Source organism: Nonomuraea sp. NPDC050404 (assembly GCF_040655495.1).
GTDB lineage: Bacteria > Actinomycetota > Actinomycetes > Streptosporangiales > Streptosporangiaceae > Nonomuraea.
Genome location: NZ_JBFAKB010000036.1, coordinates 17955 through 41659, shown reverse-complemented (window position 1 = coordinate 41659; position 23705 = coordinate 17955). Strand labels below are relative to the sequence as shown.

Genomic DNA, 23705 nt, shown 5'->3' with positions numbered 1-23705 from the left:
TCGGCTCCAGCGCAGGCAGCGGCGGACAAGACGATGGACGTCACCTACGACTGCACGGGCGGCTTCTTCGCGGCCACCGGCATCAAGGTCACGGTTACGGCGCCTGACACCGTAGAGCCCAGTGGAACAGCCAGCGTGAAGTGGACGATGCCCACTTCTTTCACCGCGACGAAGAACTTGGTGGCGCAGACCGCGATTTCGATCGAGGGCACTCTCACTGTCGCTGGGGGCGGCACGCCTGCCTCGTTGAAGGGGACGCACACCGGCACGGTGAGCGCGGCCGGTACAACGTATACGCCGACGTCGAACACCATGACCGCCACAGTGACGGCACCCAGCAGTGGCGGCCCGGTAACGTTGTCTCCGGGAACCGCAGATACCACACAAAGCTTCAAGATCACCGCTACGCCGCCCAACGGTGGGACAGCGGAGACTACTAACTGCACCTACCAGTCGGCTACGCCCACAACGAGCCTGTCGATTGCAGTCCAAACGGGTGGTGGCAACGGCACCGGCGACGACATCATCGCCTACAACTGCGACCTCGGTAACAGCGCCACCGACGCCGACTACCCCCTCGACGTGGACATCAAGGTCGCCATGACGACCCCCACCAGCGCCTCCGCCAACGCCGACGCCTCCATCACCTGGACCGGCACCATCCAGACCGGCAGCACGCTCCCGGTCCCCACAGGCTTCCCCACCACAAGCCCCAAGCTCTACGCCACGATCAAGGCGAGCGGCGCGGGCACCCCGGCCACCGCGACCGGCGAGGCCACACTCACCAGCGTCTCGGTGGGCTCGAACATCACCACGCTCCCCACCGTCACCATCAAGGTGAAGCCCACCACCACGGGCACCGTGACGCTGACCCCGGGCGACCTGGCGTTCGGCACTTCCTCGACCTCGCCCGCGATCAAGTGCACGGCCCCCACCTCGAACCTCAAGACGTGGACGTTCACGGTGGGCAACGGCACGAGCACCCCGACCCCGACCCCCACTCCGACCCCCACGACCACCACCCCCCGCCCCACCACGACCCACACCTCCACGGTGACGGTCACCCCCACCGAGAGCACCACCAGGAAGTCCCAGACCCCCAAGGCCGGGGCGGACACGGGTGCCGGTGGGATGGCGGGTCCTGACGGGCGGCTGTTCGTGCTGGTTGGTACGGGTCTGATCGGTGCGGCGGCGGTCGGTGGGCTGGTCATGCGACGTCGTTCCATCAAGGACTGATCGCAGGTGTCGGGCTACTATCCCTACGGCGGCACCCCCACCCCGCCGCCGGCCCCCGGGAACAAGGGCAGCAACGCGCTGCGGGCGGTCCTGATCGTGGCCGCCATAGCCGGTGTGGTGACGGTCGCGGCGGGCCTGGTGATCGTGCTGAAGTCGCCCGCCGAGTACGACCTCCAGGGCAGCCGAGACCAACTCGGCGTACAGGCACAACCGAAGAACACCGGCGAAGCACAGGACGCGTGGTTCCAGGCGCCCGCCAACGTGCCACCCCCGCTGCCGCAGATCACCCCGGCCCCCCCGATGCTGCCCTCCACCCCGGTCAGAATCGTGATCAAGCGCCTGGGTATCAACGCACCGATCAAGTCCGTCGGCCTGGAAAAGGACGGCACGATCGAGGTCCCCCCGTCGCAGAACGCCAACCTGGCCGGCTGGTACCGGAACATGTCCACCCCGGGCGAGGTGGGCCCGGCCGTACTGCTGGGGCACAAGGACACCGCGACGCGGCCCGCCGTCTTCTCCCGTCTGCCGGAGATCAAGAACGGCGACACCATCGAGGTCAAGCGCCAAGATAAAACGACCGCGGTGTTCACCGTCGGCGGCGTGGAGCAGGCGAGCAAGAAGACCTTCCCGACCCAGCGGGTGTACGGGGAGCAGCAGAACGCCCAGCTTCACCTCATCACCTGCGGTGGCGTCTACAACAGGCGCACCGGGCATTACACCGACAACGTCATCGTGTACGCCACGATGACGAGCTCCTATCGAAGCTGAGCGCGGAGGCGGGCACAAATGGGCTGGATGGCGAAGCGCAGACTGCGTACTGGCCCCACGGCGGCACTGCCCGCCAAACCGGACCCCGATGAGCTGTTGCGGATCGTCCAGCTCGCCGATCCGGGCGCGCGGCGGGACGGCGACGACATCCTGGCGGTGGACGTGCGCGTGTGCGCGCCCGTCGAGGCCGGTGCGGAGCTGACCGGCGGCGTGCTGGAGAAGGTGTGGGCGGTACGGGTGGCCGGCGAGGGCCCGCTGCCGCTGGACTTCTTCGACCGGTACCTGGCCGAGGGCCTGGCCTTCCGGCTCGGCGGCCTGGCGGTGTGCCGGGGCGAGGTGAGCGATCCGGCCGACGACGCCGGCGAGAGCGGCCCGGCCGTCATCCTGCCGGTACGGCCGACCGCCGAAGAACTCGCTCCGCTGCTGGAGCAGCAGGAAGAGGAGTTCGCGTTCACGGCGGGCGACATCAAGGCCGCGCTGGTGCCGCAGAAGGGGCAGCCTCCGGCCGTACAGGAGCTGCTGCCCTTCGCGACCGAGCTGACCGCGATCGAGCTGCGGGGTGAGGACCCGGTCAAGCTGGGCGCGCTCGCCCTGGAGCTGGCCGAGGCGCTGAACGGGATCGCCGTGGACCGGTGGCGGTTCCGCATCGACTCGGCGGAGGATCTCGCGGTCTCCAAGGAGGAGAAGCCGGAGGAGGAGGCGCAGGAGGAGGAAACGGACCCTGCGCCCGAATGACGTTCTGTTGTACCCTGCCCCTAGTAACCGAATAATGCTCGGTTTCCAGGAGGCACTGTGGCAGAGGCGTACATCGTCGGGGCGGTCCGCACCCCGGTCGGCAAGAAGAAGGGCGGCCTTTCCACCGTCCACCCCACTGACCTGGCCGCTCACACGCTGAAGGCGCTGATCGACCGCACCGGCGTAGACCCGGCGGCGGTCGAGGACGTCATCATGGGGTGTGTCATGCAGTTCGGCCCCCAAAGCATGGACATCGCGAGAAATGCCTGGCTGTCGGCGGGTCTGCCCGAGACCACCGCCGGTGTCACGATCGACCGGCAGTGCGGCTCCTCGCAGCAGTCGATCCACTTCGCCGCCCAGGGGGTCCTGTCGGGCACCCAGGACATGGTGGTGGCGGCCGGCGTCGAGTCGATGAGCATCGTGCCCATGGGTTCGTCGATCAAGGCGGCCCTCGACATCGGCATGCCGTTCCCGTTCGGCAACAAGTGGGTCGAGCGGTACGGCAAGCAGGAGATCTCGCAGTTCCGTGGCGCGGAACTGATGTGCGAGAAGTGGGGCTACACGCGCGAGGCGCTGGAGCAGTACGCGATGGAGTCCCACCAGCGCGCCGCCAAGGCCATCGCCAACGGCCACTTCAAGGACCAGATCGCGCCCTGGGGCGAGGTCGCGGACGACGAGGGGCCGCGCGCCGACACGACGCTGGAGAAGATGGCCGGTCTGAAGACGCTGAAGGAGGGCGGGCAGATCACCGCCGCCACCTCCTCCCAGATCTCCGACGGCTCGGGCGCGGTGCTGATCGCCTCCGAGCAGGCCGTACGCGACCACGGGCTGACCCCGCGCGCCCGCATCCACCAGCTCGCGCTCATGGGCGACGACCCCGTCTACATGCTGACCGCGCCGATCCCCGCCACCCAGCGGGCGCTGAAGAAGGCCGGCATGTCGATGAGCGACATCGACGTGGTCGAGATCAACGAGGCGTTCGCCCCGGTGCCGCTGGCCTGGATGCACGAACTGGACGCCGACCCGGCCACCGTCAACCCCAACGGCGGCGCCATCGCGCTCGGCCATCCGCTCGGTGCCACGGGAGCGATCCTGATGACCAAGCTCCTGCACGAACTGGAGCGCACCGGCGGCCGGTACGGGCTGCAGACGATGTGCGAGGGTGGCGGCCAGGCCAACGTCACCATCATCGAACGGCTCTGAAAGAAGGGTGCGGGCGCCGCCTCCGGGCGTAACAGAGGAGGCGGCGCCCGTCTCTAACTACCATCCAGGTAGTTGTCTATCGGCCCTTGGGCGGGATGCGGCGCGGCGGCGCGATCGGCCGCTGCGGCATCTTGGGCATCGGCCGCACCACGGGCAGGTTGGGCCGGTTCTTCTTGTTGCTGGCACGGATGAACATACAAAGCTCCTCTACGTAATTCGGCGACGCGGCTCATCGCATCGAGAGCCGGTCTGCGAGCTGCCGCGTCACATGGCTGAACGGGGGACGGGGCTTGCTTGCGAATTACAGGTAAAGGCGCATGTCCAAGAGGCTATGGGGACACCAGGTGCCCGTGCAACCGAATTAACGACCGGCCGCCGCCACGTCCTAACGCGCGTCTCCTTCGAGCAGGTCGTTCCACAGCTTCTTCGCCTCCGCGTCGCGCAGCCAAGGGCTCTCGCTGACCCGGCTGCCGCCGGCCGTCCGCTCGGTCCGGCGGATGTGTCCCAGGCCGCCCGCCGCGCACAGCTCGTACGTGGTGGGCTCGTGGTCACAAGTGTGAGCCCGGACCCTGATGAAGGCGGACCTGCGCACCGACTTGGACCAGTCGATCTTGGTATGCCCCTCCTTCGCGGGTTTTGGGTGCGGACCATGGAAATCCTCCAAGCTCATACCGGCCTCCAGGATGGTCGCGTGTGAGTGCCGCCCTCGGAGGATGGGGCCTCCTCCGCTGCGGCACCCGGACGGCGGTGGCGCGGAGCATCCTTCGAGGGCGGTGCTTGTGGTGGCCCCGCCTCCTGGGGGCCCTCCGGCCGAGGGCGGGGCCATGGTCCCGGATTGACGGTCCGGAACCGGCTCAGTGTGGATGCATGACCGTCAGTGTAGACCAAACGTTTGCCAACGTCTGCCCCCGTCGCCAAACGTGGGCGGTCGAAGGGGGATGGTGGCGGACATTTACCATCCATGACCATGTCGATCGATCACGATGGGATCGAGCCCCTGTACCTCCAACTGGCGTCGCTCCTGCGGAGGCAGATCCGCTCGGGTGAGTTGCTGGCAGGCAGGGCGATTCCGAGCGAGCAGCGGCTGATGCAGATGCACGAACTGGGCCGCGATACCGTGCGGGCCGGCATCGCTGTGCTGAAGAAAGAGGGCTGGCTCGTCACGCAGCGTGGCCGGGGCACGTTCGTGAAGCCTGCGGAGCAATGGCCGGATGAAGATGCCGCGCCATCCGGCGAGAACCGCTGACCGGCCAGGCGGGTCGCCGCATGCATCCGAGCCGGTCGAAGTGGCGGCAGGCGTACGCCGCCATCGTGGAGAGAATCCGCACGGGCAAGCTCCGGCCCGGCGATCGGGTGCCGACCATACACGAGTTGATGGTCGAGTGGGGCATGTCGAACACGGTCGCGCAGAAGGTCCATCGCGCGTTGCGTGAAGCGGGCTTGGTGGAGACGGAAGCGGGCACCGGCTCGTATGTGCTCGAAGGGGCCGCCGAGAAGCTCCAAGCCGCCGAACAGGGCGAGTGACGGCGTCAACGCCGCGGAGATCAGGTCGGTTTCACCCGGTGCCGATGGTCTTGTCGGTGACGGTGACGTCCGTGACCATGTGCACCCCCGGCCAGGTGCGAATGCTCTCCTTCAAGGGGTCGGCGTCGATGCCCGGGCGCAGCTTCACCAGAAACGCCTCAGGATGAATGTCGCCCCATGGGCGGCTCCCCGGAAACCACTCGGGCAACTCGTCGGCTGAAGCGCGGAAGACCACTTCAATCTGTGGCATCGTCACCAGGCGCCGGCTGATCTCATCCTTTTTCGATTCCGGTTCGTCCGGCTGCAGGATGACCGCGGTCACGGGGTTGTGCGCCGGCTTGGTCACGGCGCGGAAGACCAGGTATCCGCCGACGCCCAGGACGCTCACGCCGAGGAAAGCCGCAACGACGAGCACGGTGATCAGCCCCAGTCGCTTCCTGGGCGGATCGTTGCCCGGTGGGGGTATTGGTGCGGGATATTGCTGATATGGCGGCTGATTCACCTGAAGCAGCCTAGAGCAGGACGGTTCCGCAGAAGGCGGCTCAGGCCATGACGTCTCAGCCGCTGATCACCGCTGGGCCGCTGTGACGACGAGGTCGAGGGCTTGGCGGGCAGGACGCCGGCGATGGCGGAGGTGCTGAGCCCGGCCGCGAGCAGGCTGCGGATCCTGAGTCCAAGTACGTGACGTACTTGCCCACGGGGCGGCAAGCTGGAGGCACGCTGCAGTGGAGGTGTGCCGCCATGATGGCCGTTCATTTTGACAGTTATTCGGAGGCCCGCGCGCATCTGAAAGCGCTCTTGGACGCGGCCGAAAGAGGTCGTGTGGCTACCATGAGCCGGGAGACGGCCCGAACCGCCATCGTCGACGTCGAGCGGCTGCGTCACCTTCTCGCGGCGGTTGCTCCGTCTCGTGCGCAGGCGGTGTCAGAGGACGGTGGCTGGTCCATCTTCATTCCAGGGCTGCCGATCGCGGCGGACGGTCGGACGTTCGACGAGGCAGTCACCGAGATGGTGCGCGCGCTACGTGAGTACGCGGAGGACTGGAAGGATCACCTGCTCGATGCGCCCAATCACCGCGAGAACTGGGGGCTGGTGCAGTTGATCAGTCTCAGCGATGATGACCAACTGCGCGAGTGGCTGGTGGGTCTGGAAGAGGGCGAGGTTGCGCGTATGACCAAAGAGGAGGCCCTCAGCAGGCTGCAAAAGTACTGGACTGACGGCGGCTGAGCGGCAGACGGATGGTTACCGGCCCGCCGCCGTGATGACCAGGTCCAAGGCGTCCCTGGATTCGCTCAGGTTCCGCATCGCGCGGTCGATCCTGTCCCGTTCGGCTCGCAGTTGTCCCAGTACGTCCGGGCAGGTGGGGGCCAGGCGTTCGCCGTCGGTTTCCAGGCAGGGCAGGACGGCGGCGATGGCGGAGGTGCCGAGCCCGGCCGCGAGCAGGCTGCGGATGCGGCGGACGGCGTCCACGTGGGAATCGGTGTACTCGCGGTAGCCGCTGCCCGGATGGCGTGAAGGGCACAGCAGGCCCTGCTCCTCGTAGTAGCGCAGGAGCCGCTCGCTCACCCCGGTGCGCCGGACGAGTTCGCCGATGCGCATGTGACCTCCCTCACCGCCGGTTGACTCTCACATACATGTGAGACTTTAGCGTGCCCGCATGAAGAAAAGTCTTGTGGTGCCGGCCGTGCTCATGGTGAGCGTGTTCGTGGTCGGCACGTCCGAATATCTCATCGCCGGGTTGTTGCCTCAGGTGGCCGAGGACCTGGGCGTTTCGGTGGCCACGGCGGGGCAGACCGTCACGGCGTACGCGCTGGGCGTGGTGATCGGCGGGCCGCTGGTGACGATCGCGACCGTGCGGCTGCCGCGCAAGGGGCTGGCGCTGGGGTTGCTGGTGTTGTTCGCCGCCGGGAACGCGATCTGCGCGGCGGCCGGTTCGTACGAGCTGCTGATCGTCGGCAGGATCGTCGCCTCGCTCAGCCACGCGGCCTTCCTGACCCTGGCGCTCATGGTCACCACCCGCGTGGTCGAGCCGCACCGCGTGGGCACCGCCATCGCCGCCGTGGCCTCGGGATTCTCGGTGGCGACGCTGCTGGGCGTGCCCGTGGGGGTGTTGCTGGGCGAGGGCGCGGGCTGGCGGACGCCGTTCGCGGTGCTGGCCGGGCTGGCGCTGGCGGTCACCGGGCTGCTGGCCGTTCTTATGCCCCGCCAGGACGCCCCGGCCACCAGCGTGCGGGCCGAGGTGGCCACGGTTCTGCGGGGGCGGGTGCTGGTCGTGATCGCCACCACGGCGGTCGGGCTGGCGGCCACCTCGACCGTGTTCACCTACCTTGCCCCGACCCTGACCGAGATCACCGGATTCGGCCCGGCGGCGGTCTCCACGCTGCTGTTCGTCTACGGGGCGGGCAGCCTGGTCGGGGGCCTGGTGGCGGGAAGGCTGGCCGATCGCTCGTTGGCCGGGACCGTCCGTGGCACGTTCGCCGGACTGGCCGTGGTGCTGGCGCTCTTCCCCTTCGCGGTGCTGTGGGCGGGGCCCGCTGTCCTCGCCGTGCTCGTCTTCGGGCTGCTGACCTCCGCCACCACGCCGATCCTGCAGAGCCTGATGTTGCGGCAGGCCGGTCAGGCGCCCACGCTGGCGACGTCGGTGAACGTGGGCGCGTTCAACCTCGGCATCGCGGCCGGGTCGGCGCTCGGGGGTGGGCTCGTGGCCCTGGACGGGCTGCGCTGGCTCGGGCTGGTGGCCGCCGCGCTGAGCCTGGCCGCCCTCGCGATCAGCTACGCCGCCATCCCGCGCCGCGAACCCGTGCCCGTCACGGTCGCTTGAGAGCCTGAGCCGGCGTCCCGGTCTCGGGGAGGCCGGTGGGGCGTACACGGCGGAGAAAGATCACCGCGAGGACGGTGACGGCGGCGGTGAGGACCGCGCCGGCGGTGGCCGCGGTGGTGAGAGCGGTGGTGAACGCCTCACGCGCGGTGGCCAGCAGCGCGCCGTCGGTACCCGCCGCGACTGCTCCGGCGAGGGTGTCGCGGACGGCGTCGGGCGCGTCGGCGGGAATCTGGTCCCGGTAGGCGGCGGTGCCCAGGCTGCCCATGCCGGCGATGCCCAGCGCCACACCAAGTTCGGTGCTGGTCTCGCTGAGCGCGGAGGCGGCGCCCGCCTTCTCCGGTGGTGCGGAGCCGACGACCAGATCTGTGCCGAGGGCGGTGGTCGGGCCGGTCCCCGCGTACACCAGGACGAACCCGCAGACCAGCAACGGCAGCCCCGCGCTCGCGTCCACCTGAGTCAGCAGCAGGTAGCCGAGCGTGGAGATCGCCAGCGTGGCGGCGACGACACCGCCGGGGCGTACCCGGCGCGTGATGATCGGGGCCACCATCGAGGAGACGATCATGGCGGCGGCGGCGGGCAGCAGCCACAAGCCGGCCCGCAGCGGCGACTGACCCTCGACGAGTTGGAGGTACTGGGTGACGAACAGGTAGATGCCGCCCACCGCGCCGGTACTGACCAGCAGGGTCACCAGTGCGCCGGAGAAGGCGCGGCTGGTGAATAGGCTAACGTCCAGCAGCGGATTGGCCAGCCGGCGCTGCCGCCGGACGAACAGCACCCCGGCCGTCAGGCCAACGGCGATCGCGAGTACGGGCACCGGGCCCAGGCCGTGCTTGGGCAGTTCCTTGATGCCGTAGGTGACGGGGAGCATCATCGTCAGCGACAACGCCACGCTGGCCAGGTCGGGCCGCCCGGCCTTCGCGTCACGGAACTCCGGCAGCAGGAACGGTCCCGCGGCCAGCAGCAGCGCCATGACCGGCACGCCGAGAAGGAACACCGCACCCCACCAGAACTGGTCGAGGAGCGCCCCACCGGCGACCGGCCCGATGGCGATGCCCGCGGAGAACATGGTCGCCCAGATCCCGATGGCCAGCCCGCGCTGCCGGGCGTCGCGGAACATGTTGCTGATGAGCGACAGCGTGGACGGCATCAGTGTCGCGCCGGCGATCCCCAGCAGCGCCCGTGCCACGATGAGCATTTCGGCGGACGTGGCATAGGCGGCGAGCACCGACGCGGCGCCGAAAGCGGCGCCGCCGCCCATCAGGAGCCGGCGGCGGCCGATCCGGTCGCCCAAGGTGCCCATCGTCACCAGGAAGCCGGCGATCATGAAGCCGTAGATGTCGATGATCCACAGGGTCTGGGTGCTGCTGGGCCGCAGGTCGGCGCTCAGCTCCGGCACGGCCAGATGCAGCACGGTGAGGTCCAGCGACAGCAGCAGGGTGGGCAGGGCCAGTACGGCCAGCCCGATCCACTCCTTTGGCCCGGCGCGGTGCCCGAGGTCGGTAGCGGTCATGAGACTGCAGAGCTCCCAGACCGGTCGTTCAGATGATCGGAAGCAGGGCCGCGTAGGGGGCCGGGGCGTTCGGTGATCGGAAGGTAGCCGAAAAGTTCGTTGACCGATGACATGGGCTCCATCTTGAACAAACCGACGAGCCGGAACGAGAGCGAAATGTCCTACCATCGGTGCGCGAGACTCACCAATCAGGCGGAGGTGAGCGGTCGATGCGGTGAGGGGGACACGATACGGCGATGGAGCGGCACGAGATCGAGGCATTCCTGGCCGTGGCCGAGGAGCTGCACTTCCGGCGGGCCACCGAGCGGCTCGGGGCGAGCCAGGGCCGCGTCAGCCAGATCATCAGGGCCCTTGAACGCCGTTTGGGCGTGACGCTGTTCGACCGCACCAGCCGCCGGGTCGCTCTGACGCCCGCCGGGCAGCGGCTCCATGATGGCCTGGCCCCGGCCTACCGGCAGATCGAGGAGACGGTGGCGCAGGCCGTCGCCGTCGGCAAGGGCGTTACCGGGACCCTGCGCGTCGGCTTCTCCTCCCAGTGGGCGAGCGACATGGTGCTCAAAACCGCTGAGGTGTTTCGCCGTTCGTACCCCGGCTGCGTGATCGAGGCCCAGGAGGTGCAGCTCACCGACACCTTCGGCCCGCTGCGCGCCGGCACGCTGGACCTTCAGCTCACCGAGTTCCCCGTCGACGAACCGGACCTGGTCGCCGGGCCGGTGATCTTCTCGGAGCCGCGCGCCCTCCTGGTGCCCGAGGGGCATCCGTTCTCCCGGTCCGGCTCGGTGTGCATGGAGGACCTGGCGCGGGCCCCGATGATCGTCATGTCGGGCACCGGCCCGCGGTACTGGCACGAGAACATCTACCCCCGTCAGACGCCGCAGGGCCGGCCGATCACCCACAGCGCCGCCGCCGCCTACTGGATGGAAGTGCCGGCCCTGGTCGCCTCCGGGCGGGGCGTGTCACCCGCCGCACTGCGCGCCGCCCACTACCACGCCCGACCCGGCATCGCCTTCGTGCCGATCCGCGACGCGCCGCCCCTTGAGTACGGCCTGATCTGGCCCCGCGACCGATGCACCGCGCGAGTACGAGCGTTTATCGAAATTCTCTGCCGGCTCGCCCCTCGGGACCCATGACCTGGGATGGCCCGACAACCGCCCTGCTGACACCGTGAGACGTGATCACGTGTCACCGGTGCCGCGCGGCCGTCGAACGCCGCCCTCCCAATCTCAGACGAGCTGCCGTTCGAAGCCGCTCACCATGGCGATCAGACCCGAGTCGAACCACTGGTCGTAGAAGGCTTGGGCCGCGTCGTCGTGCGTCTCCCCGCCCGTGCCGACCTGGGCCAGGGCATGGCCGAGCACGTACACGCCGACCGACTGCACCGCCGTGAGCGCGTCCCGGGAGGCGATGCCGGCCGCCTCGAAGCGGGACAGCAGCCCCGTGAGCAGTTCCAGACCCAGGTCCACGTCGACCGGATGGGTGGCGAGCAGCGGCACTGCCCGCGGGTGCGCCAGCAACATGTGCCGGTACGCCACTCCGAACTCCGTCAGGGCCTCGGGCCAGGCGGAGTCCGGCGAGTGGTCCGCGACCGCCTCGGCGAACAGGCCGTTCACCACGGCCGCCAGCAGCGCGTCCCGGTTGGGGAAGTGGCGGTAGAGCGACATCGCCGCGACGCCGAGCTCGGCGCCGAGGCGGCGCATGGTCAGCGCCTCCGGCCCGTCGCCGTCCAGCACCCCGACGGCCGCCGCGACGATGCGTTCGGTGGTGAGCACGGCGGGCCGTCCCGCCCGTCTGCGCTCCGGAGTCATGCGCTCAGCGTAGTGAAGAGCATGATCAGGGAGAGCGCCCCCACCACCATGTGCTGGACGTCCGGGACCACGCCGCGCCCCCCGGCGGGCAGGATCTTCAGCGTACGGGCATACTCCCGCTGGTAGAGCTCGCGTTGCGCGGCCGAGGCCGGGCCGAAGTAGGGCAACCACCAGTTGTACAGGTGCCCGGCGAGGATCAGCACGCAGATGCCGGTGGCGGCGGCCAGCGACCAGGGCCGCCCGTGGGCGACCCCGGCGGCGACCAGTAGCGGGAACGGATAGTTGATCGCCCCGGCGAGCGCCCGGCCGCGTACGTTGGCGCCGCTCAGGTCGTTGAGCGGGAACATCGGCACCCAGTCAGTGACGATCAGCCAGGCGAGCCAGACGAGAGGGACGACGATCGCGACGGTGTGCACGGCTGCCTCCGAGGGAAGGATTTGCGTACCTTGTAAGCTTACACAGTACACAAATCCTGGCGATTGTCACCCCCAGGCCGGCGAGGGCCGCCACCAGCACCGCGACCGACAGCGGGGCGGGGAAGTAGGTGAGCTGGGCCCACGTGACGGTCCGGCCGTTCACGAGGATCGACACGAGGTCCGGATACGCGGCCAGCACCGCGACGGGGACGAGCGCGGGAACCATCCGCAGCCCGATCCGCCACCACGGCCGGCCCGACCGCCGCAGGGCCCAGCGCCGCGCCCGCACCCCGCCCAGGACGCCCAGCCCGGCCGCGAGCAGCGCGAACACGCCCAGCGCCGCTTCGAAGAGCTGCCGTTCGTTGCCCGGCCCCTCCGGGGTCCTGCCCTCGGTGAGCGCAGTGAGGCCGAGCATGATGTCGTACGTCGGGTCGTACAACGTCGCGTTGTTGGTCATCACCGCGAAGCCGTAGCCGGTCTTGGGCGAGATCGCTTCGACGGCGTTGTAGGTGAACAGGTTCCCCGAGTGCACGAGTTGCCCGCCGTCCTCGATGCCCCACCCCATCCCGTACGGGCGCAGCTTCGACGGCTGGTGCATGGTCTCCAGGCTCTGCCGCTTGACCAGCGGGCTGCCGTCGCCCGACTGAGCGATCAGCCACTTGCCCATGTCGGCGGCGGTGGTGATGACCCCGCCCGCGCCGCTGTCGTCGTGGAACCCGGCCAGTTCGGGCCGGGGCAGCCAGGCGCCGAAGAGGGAGTTGTAGCCGTTGGCGACCGGCACGACCTTGTCGGAGACGGCGCTGGACTTCATGCCCAGCGGCCCGAACACCCGCTCACGCAGGTACTCCCCGAACTGTTGCCCGCCGGCCACCTCCACCAGCCGCCCGGCCAGGTCGTAGTTGACGTTGCAGTACTCGTAGCGGGTGCCGGGGTCGGCGGCGAGTTTCGAGTCGGCCAGGCGGGCGGTGTAGTCGGCCAGTGAGGTGGCCCGCTCGGTCGCGTCGATGTCCACCGTGCGGTCCGACAGGCCGGAGGTCTGGTTGAGCAACTGACGGACGGTGATCCGGGCCGCCCTGGGGTCGGCCATCGTGAAACCGGGCAGCTGCGCGGCCACCGGCTCGTCCAGCTTGATCTTGCCGCGTTCGACGAGCGTCATGACGGCCATGGCGGTGAACGACTTGCTCACCGAGGCCACCCGCATCGGGGTGTCGGCGGTGACCGGGCGGCCGGCGGCGTCGTGCCCGTACCCGGCGGCGTGCACCACCTCACCGCCGCGCGTCACCACCACGGACAGGCCGGGCACGCCGGTGCTCTCCATCGCCTCCCGCAGGTAGGCGTCGATGGTGTCGGGCGTCGGCTGGGGGGACGGAGAGAGGGCCAGGGCCATGGCCAGGAGAATCTTCACGCGGTAAAGCTAGAAAGGCGGCACCCCTCTCCGTATCGGCCGACCGTCCAGGACCGACCCTGACGAAAGTCAGGTCCGCAGGCCGTACGGGTCCGGCGGCTGCTCCTCGTCCTTCACCACATCGAAGTAGACCGTCACGTACGGCCAGGAGTCGCCGTCCTCGTCCATGTCGTTGTGCAGGACGAGGTCGCGGATCTCGACGTCGCCCATCTCCTCCAGCGCGGCGGCCAGCCGGCGCAACAGGTTCGGCACATCGCCCTGGCCATCGCCCCGCGGATTGTTCAGCGAGAAATGCTGGGCTTGGAAGCCAGGCTTGTCGGACATCTACTTCCGCCCTCTCTTCTGCTTGTTACGGTCGCCCTCGAACTTCTCGGCCTGGCGCTCCTTGGCCGCCGCCCGGTTGAAGATCGACCGGTCGTAGGGCTGCCCGGATTCTTTCGCATCCTTCGCCGCCTGCTCCTCAGGGCTCAGGTTGGCGTTGGAGTCGTTGCGCCCACGGCCACCGCCACGGCCGCCCCTGGCCATCTGCGCGATGCCGGGAAAGCGGTCCAGGCCGGTCTTGCCGTTGCCCACCCCGCTGAGCGAGGTCCGCCCGCCGGGTATGCCGGCCAGCGCCGGGTTGCCGGGCGCTCCCGGCAGCTTGAGATTACCCAGGATGTTACGCAGCGGCTGCGTGGACCGGCCGGCCAGCTCGGGCGCCAGCTTGCGCCCGCTGCCCTCCGCCGCCTGCCGGAAGATCTTCGTGCCGGCCCGCCTGATGCCCAGCAGCACGGCGGTGCTGCTCAGCCCGGCCATGGGCCCGCCCGCCAGCACGGCCTGGAGCAGGCGGACGGTGCCGACGGCCGCGAGCGTGCCGGTCGCGACCTTGGTGGCCGTCACCACCGTGCTCAGGCCGTCGAGCACGGCGGGCGCGGCCTTCACCGCGGCCGTGGCCTGTGCCAGGTGGCCGGAGGTGTTGTCGTTGGCCTGCCAGGAGCCCTGCAACGCGGTGGCCGAGTCGCCCCGGTACACCTGCGTCGCGCCCTGCACGTTGGCGTCGGCGTCGGCGCCGGCCTGCGCCGTCCCGGCCGCGACGATCCTGGCGGCCCGGGAGTCGGCCTCGATCTCGTCCTCGTTGACGTTGGGGAACCACAGGCCCGCCAACTCCAGCGTCGCGTCCAGCTCCGGCGAGAGCATAATCGCCATGCGCCGGGCCCTAGATGGTGCTGGCGGCGTTGGCCGCGTCGATGTTGTTCGAGACGGTGTTGACGCCCATGCCCACCCCGTTGATCGTGGAGCCGATCCCCGGTACGGCTTCGATCATGGTCTGCCGGCACTCGATCCACGTCGACTCGATCGCGGCGAAGAGACCGTCATCGCCCCATCGGCCACCCCGCGCCTGCAGCCGCTGCACCGCCGCCGCGTACTCTTCCCCGTTCGTGACCAGCCGGTTGGCCTGCGATCTGAGCGCGCCCCCGACTACTTCCACCCCAGAATGCATAACGAGACCCTAGCCAATCTTCTGACTTGTGATGTTCATCTGAATTTCGCCTGTTGTCAGTCCAGCAGCCTCTCCAGGCGCTGCCGCAACTCCACGGGGTCCATGGCGAGGTCCGGGACGGCCTGCCGGAGGTGCCCGCGCAGCAGGGCCTCCGCCTGGCGCTGTACGTCCTCCTGCGCGTTGCCCACCGCGGTGAAAATGTCCTCGCAAAGCGCGATGGCGCCCTCACGCAACGCGCGTTCCCCGACCGTGACGTCCAGGACCCGGCCCTCGGCGTTCACGACGGCGCTCACGTGGCCGCTTCGCGAGCGGCCGGTGCCGGTGAGCTCGGCCAGGAGCCCGTCCGCTTCGGCGAGCGCGGCCTCGACCCCGCGGGCCTGCTCGGTGGCGCGGTCGACATCCTGAGGACGAAGGTCCATCGGGTTGAGGTCGTGACCGAACATCACAGCCCTCCCGAGTACAGGTCGCGCATCGCCGTCTCGACCCGATGCTCGACGAACCTCTCGTCCAGCGGCTCCGGCAGGGCGTCGACGTGGGAGGCGACGCCGTTCACGATCTCCTTGGCCTGCCGCGCCGAGTCGTCCTGGGCGGACTGGATGGCCCTGGTCACCTCGCGGCCGATGGCCTCGGGGGTGAGACGGAGCGCGCGGGGGTTGAGGTCGACGTGGCGCAGGACGCCGTCCGCGCCGGTCCGCACCCTGATCAACCCGTCCGCGGCCTCGCCGGTGCCCTCCACCTGACCGATCATGTGCTTCGCCGCGCGGAGGTGCCGCATCGCGTCCCTGGTCTGCCGCAGGATCGTGTCCAGATACTGGCTGTCCTGGTCAGGCGCCGGCCATGACACCGTTAATCCCCCCTGTCAGATCAATACGGGAAGATATTGGATATCACAACGTATAGATCGTTAGTCTACTGTTCACATTTTTTCGAACTCTGGTAGCCGGCCCGGCACCGGCTTCTGTACCTGCTGGAACACCACGGACGTGCGGAAGCCCACGATCTCCTTGCGCTTGCTCAGCCGGTCGAGCAGGAATCCGTGCAGGTGGTCGAGGTCCTGCACCCCCACGTGCAGCAGGAAGTCGTCCCCGCCGGCCAGCACGAACACGCTCAGCACCTCCGGCATCGCGGCGGCCGACTCCTTGAACGCGTTGATCACGGCCCGGCTCAGCGGCCGGACCTGGATCGAGACCATGGCCTGCACGCCCCGGTTGAGCGCGGCCGGGTCGATGTCGGCGTGATAGCCGCGGATCACACCCCGCCGGGTGAGCGCCCTGACCCGCTCCAGGCAGGTCGAGGGCGCGATGCCGAGCTGTCTGGCCAGCTCCCGGTTGGACTGCCGCGCATCCGTTTGGAGCAGCCGTACGATCGCCGAATCAAGTTCATCCATCCGGCCAGCTTGGCATGCCATTCCGGCCAAACGTTCGGTGACGCCGCTTGGCAGCCGAATGAACGAGCTATGTTCTGCCTGGTGAGTGGACATATGGGAACCAAGGAGGGCACGGCGCTGCTCGTCGGCGCGGTGCTGGGGCCGGGGATGCTGGTGCTGCCGCACCTGGCCGCCGCGGCGGCGGGGCCCGCCTCGGTGCTCGCCTGGGCGGGCATGCTGGCGCTGAGCGTGCCCGTCGCGCTGACCTTCGCCGCGCTCGGCGCGCGTTACCCCGGCGGCGGTGGCGTGGCCGCGGTTGTCGGCCTCGCGTTCGGCAGGCACGCCTCGGCGGTGGCCGGATGGTGGTTCTACGGCGCCGTGCCCATCGGCACCGTCGCGGGCGCGCTGATCGGCGGCCGGTACGTCGAAGCCTGCCTGGGCGTGGACGCCACCCTCGCGGCGGGCCTGATCCTGGCGGTGGCGTTCGCGGCCAACGCCGCCGGGCTGCGCACGTCGGGCAGATTGCAGATCGGCTTTGTCGCCCTGCTGGTCGCGCTGCTGGCCACCGCCGTGATCACCGCCGCGCCGCACGCCGACCCGGCCAACTTCACCCCCTTCGCCCCGTACGGCCCGGCGGGCGTGGCGAGCGCGGCCGGCGTGCTTCTGTTCGCGTTCGTCGGCTGGGAGGCGGCCAGCCACCTGTCGGCCGAGTTCGCCGCCGGCGGACGTGGCCTGCTGCGCGCCACCGTCGTGACCCTCGTCGTGATCGGCCTGCTGTACGCGGGCATCTCCGTCACCTCGGTCGCCGTGCTCGGCGCGGACATGACCGGCGTGCCGCTCACCGCGATGCTGGAGGTGAGCCTCGGCCCGGCGGCCCGCCCGGTGACCGGCGTGGTGGCGGTGCTGCTGACGTTCGGCGCGGTCAACACCTACCTCGCGGGGGCGGCCCGGCTGGGCGCGGCGCTGGCGCGGGACGGCGCGTTGCCGGTCTGGTTCGCCAGGGGAGGCGGGCCTGGGCAGACGCCGTACCGGAGTCTCGGGCTGGTGCTCGTGCTGAGTGTGCCGGTGTTCGTCTGGGCGGGGGATCTGGACGTGCTCATGCGGGCGACCTCGGCGTGCCTGGCGGCGGTCACGTCGGCGGGCGTGCTGGCGGCGGTGCGGATGTTGCCCGCCGGGCGGCATCGGGTCACGGCCGTCGTGGGGAGCGGGATGTCGCTGCTCGGGCTGGCGTTCTGCGGCGCCTATCTGCTGGTTCCCGTGGTGCTGGCGGTGGGGGCGGTGGCCGGGCTCAGGGTTAACGCTCGCCGTTCGTACAAAATCGGGCTATAAACGGCGACAGGGCGCCGTCAGGCGGGCAGTAGTCATGAGCACAGGCGGCGCACAACGTCGGGAGGTGCCATGACCGAGCACACCAGGACCGAGCACACCAGGACTGAGCAGCACACCGAGTACGCGGAGTCCAGGCAGGTCGGCGAGCAGGCCCGCGAGAAGGAGTGGACCCGGCCCAGCTTCGCCAGGCAACTCTTCCTCGGCGACTTCCGGCTGGACCTGGTGCGCCCGGCGCCCACGCCGCCCCCGGAGGCGGTCAAGAGGGGGGAGGAGTTCGTCCGGGCGGTACGCCGCTACCTCGACGCCCACGTCGATCCCGCGCTCATCGAACGCACCGCCCAGGTGCCCGACGAGGTGGTCAAGGGCCTGGCGGGGCTCGGCGCGTTCGGGATCACGATCAAGGAGGAGTACGGCGGGCTCGGCCTGCCGTACCTCTACTACTGCCGCGCGCTCACCCTCGTCGGCTCCTACTGCCCGGCCCTGGCCACGCTGCTGTCGGCGCACCAGTCGATCGGCGTGCCGCAGCCGCTGAAGTTGTTCGGCACCGAGGAGCAGAAGCGCGAATTCCTGCCCAGGTGCGCGGCCGGCGAGATCTCGGCGTTCCTGCTGACCGAGCCCGACGTCGGCTCCGACCCGGCGCGGCTGGCCACCACCGCCGTGCGCGACGGCGACGACTACGTGCTCGACGGCGTCAAGTTGTGGACCACCAACGGCGTCATCGCCGACCTGCTGGTCGTCATGGCCAGGACCGGCAAGAAGATCAGCGCGTTCGTGGTCGAGGCCGACTCGCCCGGCATCACGGTCAAGCGGCGCAACGAGTTCATGGGCCTGCGCGGCATCGAGAACGGGGTCACCGAGTTCTCCCAGGTCAGAGTGCCCGCCAAGAACCTCATCGGCAAGGAGGGCGAAGGGCTCAAGATCGCCCTCACCACGCTCAACACCGGCCGCCTGTCGCTGCCGGCCACCTGCGCGGGCAACGCCAAGTGGGCCGTCAAGATCGCCCGCGAGTGGGGCAACGAGCGCGTGCAGTGGGGGCGCAAGGTCGGCAGGCACGAGGCCGTGGCCACGAAGATCGCCTTCATCGCCGCCACCGCGTACGCGATCGACGCCGTCTGCGAGCTGACCGCGCGCCTGGCCGACGACCGGAGCAACGACATCAGGATCGAGGCGGCGCTGGCCAAGCTGTTCGCCTCCGAGCTGTCCTACCGGGCGCTCGACGAACTGGTCCAGATCCGTGGCGGGCGCGGCTACGAGACGGCCGGGTCGCTGGTGGCCAGGGGCGAACGAGGGGTGCCCGCCGAGCAGATGTTGCGCGACTCCCGGATCAACCGCATCTTCGAGGGCTCCTCCGAGATCATGCGCCTGGCGATCACCCGGGAGGCGGTGGACGCGCACCTGTCGGCCGCCGGCGAGCTGATCAACCCCGAGGCGAGCCGTCAGGAACGCGCCCAGGCGCTGCGCCGGGCCGGCGCGTTCTACGCCAAGTGGCTGCCCACGCTGGTGGCCGGGTCGGGCAACCTGCCCACCGCGTACGCCGGCTTCGGCCCGCTGGCCGCCCACCTGCGCTTCGTGGAGCGGACCAGCAGGAAACTGGCCAGGTCCACCTTCTACGGCATGTCCCGCTGGCAGGGCGGGCTGGAGCACAAACAGTCCTTCCTCGGCAGGATCGTGGACATCGGGGCCGAGTTGTACGCCATGACGGCCGCGTGCCTGAAGGCCGAGGAGGATGCCAAGGACCTGGGGCGCAGGCCGTACGAGCTGGCCGACACCTTCTGCCACCAGGCACGACGCCGCGTGGACGGCCTGTTCGACCGGCTCTGGGACAACAGCGACAGCGGCGACGTACGGCTGGCCGGCTACGTGCTGGAGGGCCGCTACACCTTCGTCGAGGAGGGCATCCTCGACCCGTCGATCGAGGGGCCGTGGATCGGCTCGCCGGAGGGCGGGGAGAGCGTACGGCGGAGAATCCTCTGACATCCGGTCTAGACCGGATGTGCGGGATCCGTTGGTCGAGTGTTGCCAAACCGAGACAGGCCGGTATAGACCAGATGCTTAACTCCGGCTTACGCTGGCGCAAACGCGGATGAGCTCGGTCAAACCCATGGCTTGCCCGCCACATCCCCCTGGGCGGGGTTCCGCTGCACTGGTACGGACCAGCGGGCCCGTCCGACGAGAAGGCGGTAACTCCAGTGAACATGAAGCTTGCGGGCGGCGCCGCTCTCGGCCTTGCCACGATGCTGGTCCTGTCCAGTTGCGGAGCCGGCGGCTCCGGCGGGGGCGACACCCAGGCGGAGAGCGGCGGCCAGGTGACGCTGAAGATGGTCGCCGCCGACTATGGCGACGGTCCCGGCAAGCCCAACTCGGGCGAGACGTTCTGGAAGGGCGTCACCGACGAGTTCACCAAGGCCAACCCGAACATCAAGGTCGAGGTCCAGGTCATCAACTGGAACGACATCGACAAGCAGGTCGCCACCATGGTCCAGAACGGCCAGGTGCCCGACATCCTGCAGACCGGCGACTACTCGGGTTTCGTCGCCGACCAGCTCCTGTACAAGGTGGACGAGGTCCTGTCGCCGAACGTCTCCGGCGACATGCTGCAGAAGTTCGCCGAGTTCGGCAAGGTGGACGGCACCGCGTACGGCATCCCGTTCGTCTCCTCCGCCCGCGCCCTGTTCTACAACAAGGACCTGTTCGAGCAGGCGAAGATCGCCGAGCCGCCGAAGACGTGGGACGAGCTCAAGGCCGCCGCCGAGAAGCTCAAGGAGGCCGGCGTGACGCAGCCGTTCGGCCTGCCGCTCGGCCAGGAGGAGGCCCAGGCCGAGTCCTTCCTGTGGATGCTCGGCAACGGCGGCGGCTACAAGGACGCCGCCGGCAAGTGGGCGATCAACTCGCCGCAGAACGTCGAGACGTTCACCTACGTCAAGGGCCTCGTCGACGCCGGCCTCACCACCCCGAACCCCGGCACCAAGGACCGCAAGACGGTCTGGGAGGACTTCGGCGCGGGCAAGGTCGGCATGGTCAACGGCGGCCCCATGTCCATCCCGATCTTCGACGCGGCCGGCCTGAAGAACTACGGCGTCGCGCCCATCCCCGGCAAGGCCGGCGCGCTCGACACCACGCTCGGCGTCATGGACTGGATCATGGCGTTCAACAAGAACGGCCACGCCGCCGAGATCAAGAAGTTCTTCGACTTCTTCTACACCGGCGACGCCGCCGCGAAGATCTCCGACACCTACAAGCTGCTGCCCGTCACCAACGGCGGCATCCAGAAGCTGGCCGGCGACGAGAAGCTCAAGCCGTTCCTCGACGGGCTGCCCAACGCCAGCTTCTACCCCTTCCAGGACCCCAAGTGGGCCACCCTGAACCCGGCGATCAAGCAGACCATCGGCGGGGCCGTCCAGGACCCGGCCAAGGTGCTCGGTGAGCTGCAGAAGACCGCCGAAGCGGCCGGCTGACCCATCGGGACACCGGTACGGCCGGCACACGCCGGCCGTGCCGTCCTGGAAAGGTAATCCATGAGAAGGTTGCGCGCCCTCGAACCCCTCGCCTGGGTCGGGCCCGCCATCGTGCTGATCGCGCTGGTCGTGCTCTGGCCCGTCGTCGAGATGATCAGATCCTCGTTCCTGCAGATCAGCCGGCTGGGCGTGGTACGCGGATACAACGGCTTCGCGAACTACGAGAAGCTCTTCGCCGAGAAGGACTTCGCCGACGTCATGGTCCGCAGCGTGATCTGGGTGGTCGCGGTCGTCGTGCTCACCGTGATCATCTCGCTGGCCCTGGCCCAGCTCTTCAACCAGCGCTTCCCGCTGCGCAAGGTGGCCCGGTGGGCGCTGATCGCGCCGTGGGCCGCGTCCGTGCTGATGACCGCGATCATCTTCAAGTGGATGCTCGACCCCGAGGTCGGCGTGATCAACCAGATCCGGCTGAAACTCGGCTGGATCGACGCGATGGGCGGCAGCTCGGCCGACCAACTCGGCAACGCCGCCACCGCCATGCCGTGGCTGATCTTCGTCGCGGTGTTCGTGTCGGTGCCCTTCACCGCGTACGCGCTGCTCGCCGGGCTCGCCACGATCCCGGCCGACGTGTACGAGGCCGCCAGGATGGACGGGGCAGGACGATTCCGTACGTACTGGTCGATCACGCTGCCGCTGCTGCGCCCCGCGCTCACCGTGGCGGCCCTGATCAACGTCATGAACGTCTTCAACAACTTCCCGATCATCTGGGCCATGACCCACGGCCAGCCCGGCTACGACACCGCCACCTCCACGATCCTCATGTACATCCTCAAGGGCTCCGACATCGGTGAATCCGCCGCCATGTCCGTCGTCAACTTCGGCATGGTGATCGTGCTCACCCTGATCTTCCTGAAGGTGTCGCGGTGGAACAAGGAGGTGGCCTGATGGCCGTCAAGACCATGCCGCCGGCGACCAGGCCACACCACCACGCCCGTACGAGCCGGGGCGCAGCCAGGGCCATGCCGAAACTGAAGACGGTCCTCGTCGCCGCCACCGCCTACATCGTGGCGTTCCTGTTCCTCTTCCCGTACATCGTCATGCTGCTGACCTCGCTCAGGTCGCAGGAATCGTTGCGCGACGTGACGTTCTGGCCGGAAGAGTGGGTGTGGACGAACCTCACCGACTTCTGGGGCAGCGGGCTGGCCGGGAACCTGTGGGTGACGATCAAGGTGGCGGCCGGCTCGACCGTGCTGGTGCTGCTGGTGGCGCTGCCCGCCGCGTACTACTCGGCCCGGCACAACTTCAGGGGCCGCACCGCGTTCCTGATCCTCGTCCTGATCACCCAGATGTTCCAGCCCACCGCCATGGTCGTGGGCATCTACCGCGAGTTCTTCATGCTCGGGCTGGTGGACTCGATCTGGGCGCTGATCCTGGTCAACGGCGGGTTCAACCTGGCGTTCGCGGTCTGGATCCTGAACGCCTACTTCTCCTCCATCCCGCGTGAGCTGGAGGAGGCGGCCTTCATCGACGGGAACGGGCGCTTCGGCGCGCTCTTCAGGATCACGCTGCCGCTGGCCATGCCCGGCGTCATCACCGCGCTGATCTTCACGTTCATCGCCGCGTGGAACGAGTTCGTGGTCGCGCTGACGCTGACCACGACGACGGCCAACCAGCCGCTTCCCGTGGCACTCAACTCGTTCATCGGGCAGTACCAGGTGGACTGGCAGAACCTGTTCGCCGGCTCGGTGATCGCCACCATCCCGGTGATCATCCTGTTCGCCCTGATCGAGCGGAAGGTGGTCGGCGGCCTGACCGCCGGCTCCATCAAGTAAGGGCTCCCGGCCGCCGCACACCACCCCAGTGGGGCGGCCGGGAGCTTCTGCCTACTTTTCCATCGGTACGCGGGCCACGCAGAACACGGTCTGACCGAACGGCGGCCGGATGAAGCGCTCGATGAACCGGGTCGTCGGCACCACCGTGCGGTCGTAGATCTTGACCAGCCGCGGGTCCGGATAGCCCACCCCGCCCCGGCGCACGGCCACCCACCAGGCGATGCCGCCCAGGAAGTTGATCGGCTTGAGCACCTCGGCGTCGAGGCCCGCCTTGGCCACCGTCGTGCCGAGCGTCTTGGGCGTGTACCGCTGGACGTGGCCCACCTTGCGGTCGAAGTCCCCATAAAGCTGCGGGTAACCGGGCACCCAGATGATGATCCGCCCGCCCGGCTGCGTCACCCGCGCCAGTGAGCGCAGCGCCTCGGCGTCGTCCTCGATGTGCTCCAGGACGTTCATCATGACGACGGTGTCGACCTTGTCCTCAAGCGGGATGTTCGTGGGCAGCCCGAACTGCAGGACGCTGATGTCGTCGTTGTCGACGAAGCGCTTCTCCAGCTGCTCGACGCAGTAGGGGTCGAAGTCGCTGACCACGAGCCGGTCGAGACGCGGCAGGAACTGCTCGGCGAAGTGCCCGAGGCCCGAGCCGATCTCCAGCATCGAGCGGCCGACATGCGGGGCGACCATGTCGAACTCGTACTGCCGATAGTTCTTGGCCTCGTCCCCACCTAGGTGGTTCTCCAGGGCCTCGTCACCGGCCGCCGGTTGTACTACACGGTCATACCCAGAAGACATAATCCCGTTCCTTCGAGGGGCTCACGGA

Annotated in this window: 29 protein-coding genes; 14 read left to right on the top strand and 15 right to left on the bottom strand. The window is 69.0% G+C overall.

Features of this window, described 5'->3' with window-relative positions; genetic code table 11:
• Nucleotides 1-44: 44 nt before the first annotated feature.
• Nucleotides 45-314, bottom strand: coding sequence for a hypothetical protein (locus AB0I81_RS55100; protein WP_360676774.1), 270 nt, complete (start codon nt 312-314; stop codon nt 45-47).
• 268 nt (nt 315-582) lie between these two features.
• On the opposite strand from AB0I81_RS55100, the gene AB0I81_RS55095 reads away from it, so the two are divergent.
• Genes AB0I81_RS55095 through AB0I81_RS55080 form a run of 4 tightly spaced genes read left to right on the top strand, consistent with a single transcriptional unit; the run spans nt 583 to nt 3942 of the window.
• Nucleotides 583-1236, top strand: a complete 654-nt coding sequence (locus AB0I81_RS55095) for a hypothetical protein (protein WP_360676772.1) — start codon at nt 583-585, stop codon at nt 1234-1236.
• 6 nt (nt 1237-1242) lie between these two features.
• On the top strand, nt 1243-2004 hold the full coding sequence (locus AB0I81_RS55090; RefSeq protein WP_360676770.1) for a class F sortase: 762 nt from the start codon (nt 1243-1245) through the stop codon (nt 2002-2004).
• 27 nt (nt 2005-2031) lie between these two features.
• Nucleotides 2032-2739 carry a hypothetical protein gene (locus AB0I81_RS55085; protein WP_360676768.1) on the top strand — a complete coding sequence of 236 codons (708 nt, stop codon included), beginning with the start codon at nt 2032-2034 and terminating at the stop codon, nt 2737-2739.
• Nucleotides 2740-2796: 57 nt separating this feature from the next.
• Entirely contained in the window at nt 2797-3942 is a 1146-nt protein-coding gene (locus AB0I81_RS55080) for an acetyl-CoA C-acetyltransferase (protein ID WP_360676766.1), read from the top strand.
• A gap of 385 nt (nt 3943-4327) precedes the next feature.
• Here AB0I81_RS55080 and AB0I81_RS55075 read toward each other — a convergent pair whose 3' ends face one another.
• The gene (locus AB0I81_RS55075; RefSeq protein WP_360676764.1) at nt 4328-4612 is read right to left on the bottom strand and encodes a hypothetical protein; all 285 of its coding nucleotides are present in this window, start codon (nt 4610-4612) and stop codon (nt 4328-4330) included.
• A 297-nt stretch (nt 4613-4909) separates the two neighbouring features.
• Between AB0I81_RS55075 and AB0I81_RS55070 the strand changes: the two genes are divergently transcribed.
• Complete coding sequence (locus AB0I81_RS55070; RefSeq protein ID WP_360676762.1) at nt 4910-5188, top strand: winged helix-turn-helix domain-containing protein; 279 nt, start codon at nt 4910-4912, stop codon at nt 5186-5188.
• Nucleotides 5189-5208: 20 nt separating this feature from the next.
• Nucleotides 5209-5466, top strand: a complete 258-nt coding sequence (locus AB0I81_RS55065) for a winged helix-turn-helix domain-containing protein (protein ID WP_360676760.1) — start codon at nt 5209-5211, stop codon at nt 5464-5466.
• A gap of 31 nt (nt 5467-5497) precedes the next feature.
• On the opposite strand, the gene AB0I81_RS55060 is transcribed toward AB0I81_RS55065, so the two are convergent.
• Nucleotides 5498-5968, bottom strand: coding sequence for a hypothetical protein (locus tag AB0I81_RS55060; protein WP_360676758.1), 471 nt, complete (start codon nt 5966-5968; stop codon nt 5498-5500).
• A 239-nt stretch (nt 5969-6207) separates the two neighbouring features.
• Here AB0I81_RS55060 and AB0I81_RS55055 point away from each other — a divergent pair, with 239 nt between their 5' ends.
• On the top strand, nt 6208-6693 hold the full coding sequence (locus tag AB0I81_RS55055; RefSeq protein ID WP_360676756.1) for a prevent-host-death protein: 486 nt from the start codon (nt 6208-6210) through the stop codon (nt 6691-6693).
• Nucleotides 6694-6708: 15 nt separating this feature from the next.
• Here AB0I81_RS55055 and AB0I81_RS55050 read toward each other — a convergent pair whose 3' ends face one another.
• Entirely contained in the window at nt 6709-7065 is a 357-nt protein-coding gene (locus tag AB0I81_RS55050) for a MerR family transcriptional regulator (RefSeq protein ID WP_360676754.1), read from the bottom strand.
• A 58-nt stretch (nt 7066-7123) separates the two neighbouring features.
• On the opposite strand from AB0I81_RS55050, the gene AB0I81_RS55045 reads away from it, so the two are divergent.
• Nucleotides 7124-8287 (top strand): MFS transporter, encoded by a 1164-nt coding sequence (locus AB0I81_RS55045; RefSeq protein WP_360676752.1) that lies wholly within the window; start codon nt 7124-7126, stop codon nt 8285-8287.
• Here the strand turns inward: AB0I81_RS55045 and AB0I81_RS55040 are convergent.
• Nucleotides 8274-9797 (bottom strand): MFS transporter, encoded by a 1524-nt coding sequence (locus AB0I81_RS55040; RefSeq protein ID WP_360676750.1) that lies wholly within the window; start codon nt 9795-9797, stop codon nt 8274-8276. The genes AB0I81_RS55045 and AB0I81_RS55040 overlap by 14 nt on opposite strands.
• 236 nt (nt 9798-10033) lie before the next feature.
• On the opposite strand from AB0I81_RS55040, the gene AB0I81_RS55035 reads away from it, so the two are divergent.
• Nucleotides 10034-10927 (top strand): LysR family transcriptional regulator, encoded by an 894-nt coding sequence (locus AB0I81_RS55035; protein WP_360676748.1) that lies wholly within the window; start codon nt 10034-10036, stop codon nt 10925-10927.
• 93 nt (nt 10928-11020) lie between these two features.
• On the opposite strand, the gene AB0I81_RS55030 is transcribed toward AB0I81_RS55035, so the two are convergent.
• The 9 genes from AB0I81_RS55030 to AB0I81_RS54990 form a co-directional block, all read right to left on the bottom strand.
• Nucleotides 11021-11602, bottom strand: a complete 582-nt coding sequence (locus tag AB0I81_RS55030) for a TetR family transcriptional regulator (protein WP_360676746.1) — start codon at nt 11600-11602, stop codon at nt 11021-11023.
• A complete protein-coding gene (locus AB0I81_RS55025; RefSeq protein WP_360676744.1) occupies nt 11599-12018 on the bottom strand; it encodes a hypothetical protein in 420 nt (139 codons plus the stop codon). Before AB0I81_RS55025 ends, AB0I81_RS55030 begins: the two co-directional genes overlap by 4 nt.
• Complete coding sequence (locus AB0I81_RS55020; protein WP_360676742.1) at nt 11960-13423, bottom strand: serine hydrolase domain-containing protein; 1464 nt, start codon at nt 13421-13423, stop codon at nt 11960-11962. The genes AB0I81_RS55025 and AB0I81_RS55020 overlap by 59 nt, the downstream gene beginning before the upstream one ends.
• A gap of 69 nt (nt 13424-13492) precedes the next feature.
• A complete protein-coding gene (locus tag AB0I81_RS55015) occupies nt 13493-13747 on the bottom strand; it encodes a hypothetical protein (RefSeq protein ID WP_360676740.1) in 255 nt (84 codons plus the stop codon).
• Nucleotides 13748-14608, bottom strand: coding sequence for a hypothetical protein (locus AB0I81_RS55010; protein ID WP_360676738.1), 861 nt, complete (start codon nt 14606-14608; stop codon nt 13748-13750). It abuts the gene before it with no gap.
• Nucleotides 14609-14618: 10 nt separating this feature from the next.
• On the bottom strand, nt 14619-14891 hold the full coding sequence (locus AB0I81_RS55005) for a hypothetical protein (protein WP_360676736.1): 273 nt from the start codon (nt 14889-14891) through the stop codon (nt 14619-14621).
• 68 nt (nt 14892-14959) lie between these two features.
• Complete coding sequence (locus AB0I81_RS55000; protein WP_360676734.1) at nt 14960-15346, bottom strand: YbaB/EbfC family nucleoid-associated protein; 387 nt, start codon at nt 15344-15346, stop codon at nt 14960-14962.
• Complete coding sequence (locus AB0I81_RS54995; RefSeq protein ID WP_360676732.1) at nt 15346-15747, bottom strand: YbaB/EbfC family nucleoid-associated protein; 402 nt, start codon at nt 15745-15747, stop codon at nt 15346-15348. The genes AB0I81_RS55000 and AB0I81_RS54995 overlap by 1 nt, the downstream gene beginning before the upstream one ends.
• A 72-nt stretch (nt 15748-15819) precedes the next feature.
• Nucleotides 15820-16290 (bottom strand): Lrp/AsnC family transcriptional regulator, encoded by a 471-nt coding sequence (locus tag AB0I81_RS54990; RefSeq protein ID WP_360676730.1) that lies wholly within the window; start codon nt 16288-16290, stop codon nt 15820-15822.
• A gap of 93 nt (nt 16291-16383) precedes the next feature.
• On the opposite strand from AB0I81_RS54990, the gene AB0I81_RS54985 reads away from it, so the two are divergent.
• From AB0I81_RS54985 to AB0I81_RS54965, 5 genes are all read left to right on the top strand, one after another.
• Nucleotides 16384-17598 carry an amino acid permease gene (locus tag AB0I81_RS54985; protein WP_360676728.1) on the top strand — a complete coding sequence of 405 codons (1215 nt, stop codon included), beginning with the start codon at nt 16384-16386 and terminating at the stop codon, nt 17596-17598.
• A 69-nt stretch (nt 17599-17667) separates the two neighbouring features.
• Entirely contained in the window at nt 17668-19572 is a 1905-nt protein-coding gene (locus tag AB0I81_RS54980; RefSeq protein WP_360676726.1) for an acyl-CoA dehydrogenase family protein, read from the top strand.
• 221 nt (nt 19573-19793) lie between these two features.
• A complete protein-coding gene (locus AB0I81_RS54975; RefSeq protein ID WP_360676933.1) occupies nt 19794-21053 on the top strand; it encodes an extracellular solute-binding protein in 1260 nt (419 codons plus the stop codon).
• A 60-nt stretch (nt 21054-21113) separates the two neighbouring features.
• On the top strand, nt 21114-21998 hold the full coding sequence (locus AB0I81_RS54970; protein ID WP_360676724.1) for a sugar ABC transporter permease: 885 nt from the start codon (nt 21114-21116) through the stop codon (nt 21996-21998).
• Complete coding sequence (locus tag AB0I81_RS54965; RefSeq protein ID WP_360676722.1) at nt 21998-22885, top strand: carbohydrate ABC transporter permease; 888 nt, start codon at nt 21998-22000, stop codon at nt 22883-22885. Before AB0I81_RS54970 ends, AB0I81_RS54965 begins: the two co-directional genes overlap by 1 nt.
• 51 nt (nt 22886-22936) lie before the next feature.
• On the opposite strand, the gene AB0I81_RS54960 is transcribed toward AB0I81_RS54965, so the two are convergent.
• Nucleotides 22937-23677, bottom strand: coding sequence for a class I SAM-dependent methyltransferase (locus AB0I81_RS54960; RefSeq protein WP_360676720.1), 741 nt, complete (start codon nt 23675-23677; stop codon nt 22937-22939).
• Nucleotides 23678-23705 lie beyond the last annotated feature (28 nt).

Excerpts from the sequence above, each read along its gene's own strand:
- AB0I81_RS54990 (WP_360676730.1), bottom strand. The coding sequence starts at position 16,290 with ATGGATGAACTTGATTCGGCGATCGTACGGCTGCTCCAAACGGATGCG.
- AB0I81_RS54970 (WP_360676724.1), top strand. The coding sequence starts at position 21,114 with ATGAGAAGGTTGCGCGCCCTCGAACCCCTCGCCTGGGTCGGGCCCGCC.
- AB0I81_RS55035 (WP_360676748.1), top strand. The coding sequence starts at position 10,034 with ATGGAGCGGCACGAGATCGAGGCATTCCTGGCCGTGGCCGAGGAGCTG.
- AB0I81_RS54985 (WP_360676728.1), top strand. The coding sequence starts at position 16,384 with ATGGGAACCAAGGAGGGCACGGCGCTGCTCGTCGGCGCGGTGCTGGGG.
- AB0I81_RS55085 (WP_360676768.1), top strand. The coding sequence starts at position 2,032 with ATGGCGAAGCGCAGACTGCGTACTGGCCCCACGGCGGCACTGCCCGCC.
- AB0I81_RS55055 (WP_360676756.1), top strand. The coding sequence starts at position 6,208 with ATGATGGCCGTTCATTTTGACAGTTATTCGGAGGCCCGCGCGCATCTG.
- AB0I81_RS54975 (WP_360676933.1), top strand. The coding sequence starts at position 19,794 with ATGAAGCTTGCGGGCGGCGCCGCTCTCGGCCTTGCCACGATGCTGGTC.
- AB0I81_RS54965 (WP_360676722.1), top strand. The coding sequence starts at position 21,998 with ATGGCCGTCAAGACCATGCCGCCGGCGACCAGGCCACACCACCACGCC.
- AB0I81_RS55015 (WP_360676740.1), bottom strand. The coding sequence starts at position 13,747 with ATGTCCGACAAGCCTGGCTTCCAAGCCCAGCATTTCTCGCTGAACAAT.
- AB0I81_RS55000 (WP_360676734.1), bottom strand. The coding sequence starts at position 15,346 with ATGTTCGGTCACGACCTCAACCCGATGGACCTTCGTCCTCAGGATGTC.
- AB0I81_RS54980 (WP_360676726.1), top strand. The coding sequence starts at position 17,668 with ATGACCGAGCACACCAGGACCGAGCACACCAGGACTGAGCAGCACACC.
- AB0I81_RS55070 (WP_360676762.1), top strand. The coding sequence starts at position 4,910 with ATGTCGATCGATCACGATGGGATCGAGCCCCTGTACCTCCAACTGGCG.
- AB0I81_RS55040 (WP_360676750.1), bottom strand. The coding sequence starts at position 9,797 with ATGACCGCTACCGACCTCGGGCACCGCGCCGGGCCAAAGGAGTGGATC.
- AB0I81_RS55010 (WP_360676738.1), bottom strand. The coding sequence starts at position 14,608 with ATGGCGATTATGCTCTCGCCGGAGCTGGACGCGACGCTGGAGTTGGCG.
- AB0I81_RS55100 (WP_360676774.1), bottom strand. The coding sequence starts at position 314 with ATGGTGTTCGACGTCGGCGTATACGTTGTACCGGCCGCGCTCACCGTG.
- AB0I81_RS55075 (WP_360676764.1), bottom strand. The coding sequence starts at position 4,612 with ATGAGCTTGGAGGATTTCCATGGTCCGCACCCAAAACCCGCGAAGGAG.
- AB0I81_RS54960 (WP_360676720.1), bottom strand. The coding sequence starts at position 23,677 with ATGTCTTCTGGGTATGACCGTGTAGTACAACCGGCGGCCGGTGACGAG.
- AB0I81_RS55030 (WP_360676746.1), bottom strand. The coding sequence starts at position 11,602 with ATGACTCCGGAGCGCAGACGGGCGGGACGGCCCGCCGTGCTCACCACC.
- AB0I81_RS55045 (WP_360676752.1), top strand. The coding sequence starts at position 7,124 with ATGAAGAAAAGTCTTGTGGTGCCGGCCGTGCTCATGGTGAGCGTGTTC.
- AB0I81_RS55065 (WP_360676760.1), top strand. The coding sequence starts at position 5,209 with ATGCATCCGAGCCGGTCGAAGTGGCGGCAGGCGTACGCCGCCATCGTG.
- AB0I81_RS55050 (WP_360676754.1), bottom strand. The coding sequence starts at position 7,065 with ATGCGCATCGGCGAACTCGTCCGGCGCACCGGGGTGAGCGAGCGGCTC.